The 6,329-nt window shown below is 69.3% G+C and carries 4 protein-coding genes and 1 pseudogene; 4 read left to right on the plus strand and 1 reads right to left on the minus strand.

Features of this window, described 5'->3' with window-relative positions; genetic code table 11:
* Positions 1-230: 230 nt before the first annotated feature.
* Positions 231-557: a HesB/IscA family protein gene (locus tag NHG85_RS15435; RefSeq protein WP_253333931.1), complete on the minus strand. Its 327-nt coding sequence runs from the start codon at positions 555-557 to the stop codon at positions 231-233.
* A gap of 128 nt (positions 558-685) precedes the next feature.
* Between NHG85_RS15435 and NHG85_RS15440 the strand changes: the two genes are divergently transcribed.
* The 4 genes and pseudogenes from NHG85_RS15440 to NHG85_RS15455 form a co-directional block, all read left to right on the plus strand.
* Positions 686-1,870 carry a deoxyguanosinetriphosphate triphosphohydrolase gene (locus NHG85_RS15440; RefSeq protein WP_253333935.1) on the plus strand — a complete coding sequence of 395 codons (1,185 nt, stop codon included), beginning with the start codon at positions 686-688 and terminating at the stop codon, positions 1,868-1,870.
* Positions 1,842-3,866 (plus strand): cation:proton antiporter, encoded by a 2,025-nt coding sequence (locus NHG85_RS15445; protein ID WP_370363037.1) that lies wholly within the window; start codon positions 1,842-1,844, stop codon positions 3,864-3,866. The genes NHG85_RS15440 and NHG85_RS15445 overlap by 29 nt, the downstream gene beginning before the upstream one ends.
* A 107-nt stretch (positions 3,867-3,973) precedes the next feature.
* Positions 3,974-5,716 carry an arginine--tRNA ligase gene (argS, locus tag NHG85_RS15450; RefSeq protein ID WP_253333934.1) on the plus strand — a complete coding sequence of 581 codons (1,743 nt, stop codon included), beginning with the start codon at positions 3,974-3,976 and terminating at the stop codon, positions 5,714-5,716.
* 73 nt (positions 5,717-5,789) lie between these two features.
* Positions 5,790-6,329, plus strand: a pseudogene (locus NHG85_RS15455) (SPOR domain-containing protein); the annotation flags it as partial.

Below are 6,329 nucleotides of genomic sequence, written 5' to 3' on the forward strand. Positions count from 1 at the left end.
CATCAGCGCCGCCCAGAAGGCGCGCGCCGCCTGCGCGAGGTCGGTTTCCGGCGCGGCGGGCGGACCCGGCTCCGAGGGTGTCGAAGGCGCAGGGTCGCTTCCGCCGGGGATCTCGTCGGGCGGCGGGGGCGTCTTGTCGTCTGTCATGACTGGGAATTCCGGAACTGTCCGTTCCGGAGGGTAGGCGCGGGCCGGGCCGCGTCAAGCGGCGCGGCCTCCCCCTCGGCCGCTCAGATCGAGAAGCTGGTGCCGCAGCCGCAGGAGCTGCTGGCGTTGGGATTCTCGATCACGAAGCGCGCGCCGATCAGCTCGTCGGCGAAATCGATCGTGGCATCGGCGAGAAAGGGCAGCGAGACGCTGTCGACCACGACCTTCTCGCCCGCGCCTTCGAGCACGAGATCGTCCTCCTTGGGCTCATCGAGCGCGATCTCGTATTGAAAGCCCGAGCAGCCGCCGCCTTCGACGGCGACGCGCAGCGCCTTTCCTTCCGCCTGTGCGCCGATCTCGGACAGGCGTTCCCAGGCGCGGGGGGTGACCTTGGGGGGCAGGGTGAGCATGGCGGAACCTATCTCGGGGCAGGGTCATTGTGCCGGTCCGGGCGCGGTCCTTCTCGCGAATTCCCTGTCCGGGCGGCCTTACGACCCATATAGGTAAGGTGAATAGTGACGACAAGCTGGCGGACGACATGATGGCTCCCTATGCCTCCGACCCGCGCGACACGCGCGGCAGGCTCCACCCCGAGGAGGAGAGCGCCTTCCGCTCGCCCTTTCAGCGCGACCGCGACCGCATCATCCATGCGAGCGCCTTCCGCCGCCTCAAGCACAAGACGCAGGTCTTCATCGAGCACGAGGGCGATTATTTCCGCACCCGGCTCACCCATTCGATCGAGGTGGCGCAGGTGGCGCGGACGATCTCGGGCGTGCTGGGGCTCAACACCGAGCTGACCGAGGCGGTGGCGCTGGCGCATGACCTCGGCCACCCGCCCTTCGGCCATACCGGCGAGGATGCGCTCGACGCGCTGATGAAGCCCTATGGCGGCTTCGATCACAACGCGCAGGCGATCCGCATCGTCACCTCGCTGGAGCGGCATTATGCCGAGTTCGACGGGCTGAACCTGACGTGGGAGACGCTGGAGGGGATCGCCAAGCATAATGGTCCGGTAACGGGTGACATCCCCCATGCGCTGGCGAATTACGTGGCCCAGCACGATCTGGAGCTGCACACTCATGCCAGCGCCGAGGCGCAGGTCGCCGCATTGGCCGACGACATCGCCTATTCCCACCACGACCTGCACGACGGGCTGCGCGCGGAGCTGTTCTCGACCGACGAGCTGGCCGAGCTGCCGATCCTGCACGACTGCTTTGCGGAGGTGGACGCCAAGTATCCCGGCCTCAACTACTACCGCCGCCGCCACGAGGCGCTCCGGCGCTTCTTCGGCGTGCTGGTCGAGGATGTGATCGGCGTGGCGCGGGCCAACCTGTCCGAGGCCGATCCGAAATCGGCGCGCGAGGTGCGCGAGGCGGGGCGGATGATGGTCCGCTTCACCCCCGGTTTGTGGAGCGATCTCAAGGTGCTGCGCAAGTTCCTCTTCCACCGCATGTACCGCGCCCCAGAGGTGGTCGTGATGCGCGAACGGGTGACCGGCGTGATCCATGATCTCTTCCCGCTCTTCATGGCCCATCCCGAGAACCTGCCCAAGCAATGGCGAAAGGACGTTGCGGAGGCTGGGGGCGAAACCGCCTTGGCACGGATCGTGGCGGACTACATTGCCGGGATGACCGACCGCTTCGCCTTGCAGGAACACGCGCGGCTGACCGGCTCGGACATTCTGGAAAAGACCAATGTGGCGGGGGCGTGGAGTGGCGATTGAAACGGCAACGGAGCAGGCGGCGGCGCTGAGCCCGGTCATGGCCTTTGCGCTGGTGGGCGCGATCGGGGTGGGCTCGCAATGGGTGGCCTGGCGGCTCAGGCTGCCTGCGATCGTGCTGATGCTGGCGGCGGGGCTCGTCATCGGCCCGGGCCTCGGCTGGTTCGTGCCCGTGCGCGACATCGGCCCGCTGGTACAGCCGATGATCGCCATCGCGGTGGCCATCATCCTGTTCGAGGGCGGGCTCACGCTCAACTTCCGCTCCTTGCGCGACGAAGCCAAGGGGGTGAGCCGGCTGGTCTTCATCGGCGCGCCCCTGGGCTGGCTCTTCTCGGCGCTGGCGTTGCGCTTCGGCGCGGGGATGAGCTGGGAGAGCGCGGCGGTGTTCGGCGGCATCATGATCGTCACCGGCCCCACGGTGATCGCGCCGCTTTTGCGCACCGCGCGGCTGGCGCGGCGCCCGGCCTCGCTCTTGCAATGGGAGGCGATCGTCAACGACCCGATCGGCGCGCTCGCCGCCGTGCTGGCCTTCGAGGTGGTTCTGGTGATGCGCACCGCCGTCACGGTGGGCAGCGCCGTGTGGGAGCTGGCGCTCGGCATCGGCGTGGCGCTGGCGCTGGGCGCGGCCGGGGCGGCGATCGTCGCGTGGGGCTTCCGCAAGGGCCGGGTGCCCGAATACATGAAGGTGCCGGTGCTGTTCTCGCTGCTGCTCGCGGTCTTCGCGGTCTCCGACACGGTGCTGCACGAGAGCGGGCTTCTGGCCGTGACGGTGATGGGCATCGGCATCGCCAATTCCGACCTGCCCTCCTATACCGAGCTGCGCCGCTTCAAGGAGCACGCGACGATCCTGCTGGTTTCGGGCGTGTTCATCCTGCTCGCCGCGGCGATCGAGTTCGACACGCTGGCCACGCTGAACTGGCGCGCGGTGGTCTTCGTGCTGTCGGTGGTGCTGGTGGTGCGCCCGCTCACCGTCTACCTGTCGCTCTTAGGCGCGGGCATCCCCTGGCGCGAGCAGCTTCTGGTGGCGCTCACCGGGCCGCGCGGCGTGGTGCTCGTGGCGGTGGCCGGCCTCTTCGGCGAAAGACTGGCCGATCTGGGCGTGCCCGACGGCCACGTGGTCGCGCCGCTGGCCTTCGTGCTGGTGGCCTTCACGGTGGTGGTGCATGGCTTCACCCTCGCGCCCTTCGCACGGATGCTGAACCTCTCGGGCGGCGCGGTGCCGGGCGTGCTGCTGATCGGCGGCTCGCGCTTCACCCGCGGGCTGGCCGAGACGCTGCGCAAGGTCGAGGTGCCGGTGCTGATGGCCGATCCCAACCACAACAACCTGCGCGCCGCGCGCTCGGAGGGCATCCCCACCTATTCGGGCGACATCCTGTCGGAATCGGCCGAGCACTGGCTCGAACTGGTGAGCTACGACATCGTCATCGCCGCCACCGAGAACGACGCCTACAACACGCTGGTCGCCACCGATCTCGGCCCCGAGTTCGGCCGCGACAACGTCTACCAGATCGCCCGGCAGAAGATGGAGAGCGCAAGGCACGCGCTGTCCTCGAGCATGACGGGGCGCGAGTTCGGTCCCAACGAGACCTACGAGGGCTACGAGCAGCTGATGCGCGAAGGCTGGACCTTCCGCGTCACCCGGCTGACCGAGGAATACGGGCTGGAGGAATGGCGCGAGAAGCGGCCCCACGCCAAGGTCATCGCCCGGGTCGGCCCGCAGGGCACGACCGAGTTCATCACCGGCGACGAGGAGATCCGCGCCGGGGCGGGGGTGCGGATCATCTCCATGCTGCCGCCGGGCGAGGAGAAGGGCACCGACCCCGAGGCCGGCCACGAGATCGCGAAGCGCGCGGCGAAGAACAACGCCGGCAAGGGCGGCTCCAGCCATCCGCCGAACAAGAGCGGCAGCATGGCGGGGGTGAAGGCCTGGGGACCCAAGCCGGGCGGCGCGCCGCGGCGCGGCGGCAAGCCCAAGGGCAAGCCGCCCCGCGCCGCCTGAGCGCGCGCCGGACGGCCGAGGAGGGTGCTGCGCGTTGACGCGCGGCGTCGCCGTGGTAAAGGGTCGCGGGCCGATCTCGCGGCACGACTAGGCCGAAAGGACTGCGCATGAACCTCTTCACCGACATCCGGGCGCTGGTGCTCGACACGCTGGACGCGATGACCCGCGACGGGGCGCTGCCCGAGGGCCTCAGGACCGCCGCCGTGACGGTGGAGCCGCCGCGCGATCCGGCGCATGGCGACATGGCGACCAATGCCGCGATGGTGCTGGCCAAGCCCGCCGGGAAAAAGCCGCGCGAGATCGCCGAGGATCTGGCCGCGCGCCTCGCCGCCGATGACCGCATCGCCACGGCCGAGGTGGCCGGGCCCGGCTTCATCAACATCCGCCTCGCGCCGAGCCTGTGGCAGGGCATCATCCGCGCCGCGCTGACCGAAGAGGGCTTTGGCCGCTCCTCCATGGGGCAGGGCGAGAAGGTCAATGTCGAATACGTCTCGGCCAACCCGACCGGGCCGATGCACGTGGGCCACGCGCGCGGCGCAGTGTTCGGCGATGCGCTGGCGCGGCTCCTGGACTACGCCGGCCACGCGGTGACCAAGGAATACTATGTCAACGACGGCGGCGCGCAGGTCGACGTGCTGGCGCGGTCCTCCTTCGAGCGCTACCGCGAGGCCTGCGGCATGACGCCCGAGATCGGCGAGGGGCTCTATCCGGGCGATTACCTCGTGCCGGTGGGCGAAAAGCTCAAGGAGCACTGGGGCGAGCGGATGCTCGACGCGCCGGAGGCCGAATGGCTCGAAGAGGCGCGCGAGATCGCCACCGAAGCCATGATGGAGTTGATCCGCGACGACCTCGCCGCGCTGGGCGTCACCATGGATGTGTTCTTCTCCGAAAAGGCGCTCTACGGCACCGGGCGGATCGAGGATGCGATCAAGACGCTCGACGAAAAGGGGCTGATCTACCGCGGCACGCTGGAGCCGCCCAAGGGCAAGACGCCCGAGGATTGGGAGCCGCGCGAGCAGACGCTGTTCCGCTCCACCGCGCATGGCGACGACGTCGACCGCCCGATCATGAAGTCGGACGGGGCATGGACCTATTTCGCGCCCGACATCGCCTATCACTACGACAAGGTGGAGCGCGGCTTCACCCAGCTGATCGACGTCTTCGGCGCCGATCACGGCGGCTACGTCAAGCGGATGAAGGCGGCCGTCTCGGCACTGTCCGAGGGGCGCGTGCCGCTCGACGTGAAGCTGGTGCAGCTGGTGAAGCTTTGGAAGAACGGCGAGCCGTTCAAGATGTCCAAGCGCGCGGGCAATTTCGTCACCCTGCGCGATCTGGTCGATCAGGTCGGCGCGGATGCGGTGCGGTTTCACATGCTGACCCGCAAGAACGACGCGCCGCTCGACTTCGATTTCGACAAGGTGCTGGAGCAAAGCCGTGAGAACCCGGTGTTCTACGTGCAATACGCCAATGCGCGCATCAACTCGGTGCTGCGCAAGGCCGATGCCATGGGCATCGCCGTCGATGACGCGACGCTGGCCGAGGCGGATCTGTCGAAGCTCGACCACGAGGCGGAGCTGGCGTTGATGCGCGCCCTTGCCGAATGGCCGCGGCTGGTGGAGATCGCCGCCAAGGGGCACGAGCCGCACCGCGTCGCCTTCTACCTCTACGATCTGGCCTCGGCCTTCCACGCGCTGTGGAACCGCGGCAATGACGAGCCCGCGCTGCGCTTTTTGCAGGAGGGCGACGCGGCCACGATACAGGGCAAGATTTCGCTCGCGCGCGCGGTCGGCGTTGTGATCGGGGAGGGGCTTGGTATCCTTGGCGTCACCCCGGTCGAGGAAATGCGCTGAGGCGCGCCCCCACCGGCACGGCATGAGGGGGGGCGGTGCCCCTCCCGAGGCAGCAAGCGGCAGAGAGGCTGAGATGGCACAACCGAGCGACCCGCAGGGGCCCGGCCCCCTGGCGACCGGCATGGCCCTGGTGTTCCGCTACGCGGGCGCCATCGTCTCGCTCGCGCTGGTGCTGGGCATCGCCGTCTGGGGCTACAAGCTGTGGGTGCGCGACGTCACCGGCATCCCGGTGGTGCGCGCCATGCAAGGCCCGATGCGCGAGGCCCCCGAGGATCCGGGCGGCGAGATCGCCCTGCACAAGGGGCTTGCCGTCAACGACATCGCCGCCATGGGCGAGGCGGCCGGCCCCGAGGAACGGCTGGTGCTGGCGCCGCCGGGACCGGGGCTGACCGAAGAGGATCTGCTGGTCCAGCCCACGGCCGAAGCGGGCGAGCTGCGTCCCGGCGAGGATCTGGCCGGCGCGATGCCGCAGTTCGACCCCGAGCGGCCGATGTCGGCGGACGACGTCGCCGCCCTTGCCGACAGCATCGCGGCGGGGGCCGCACCGCTGGGCGCGCCGGAGCCTGCTTCGAACCTGCTGCCCGGACCCGACGCCGCGGTGATCGCCGCGGCC

The sequence above is a fragment of the Limimaricola litoreus genome (genome assembly GCF_024159025.1).
Classification (GTDB): Bacteria; Pseudomonadota; Alphaproteobacteria; order Rhodobacterales; family Rhodobacteraceae; genus Limimaricola; species Limimaricola litoreus.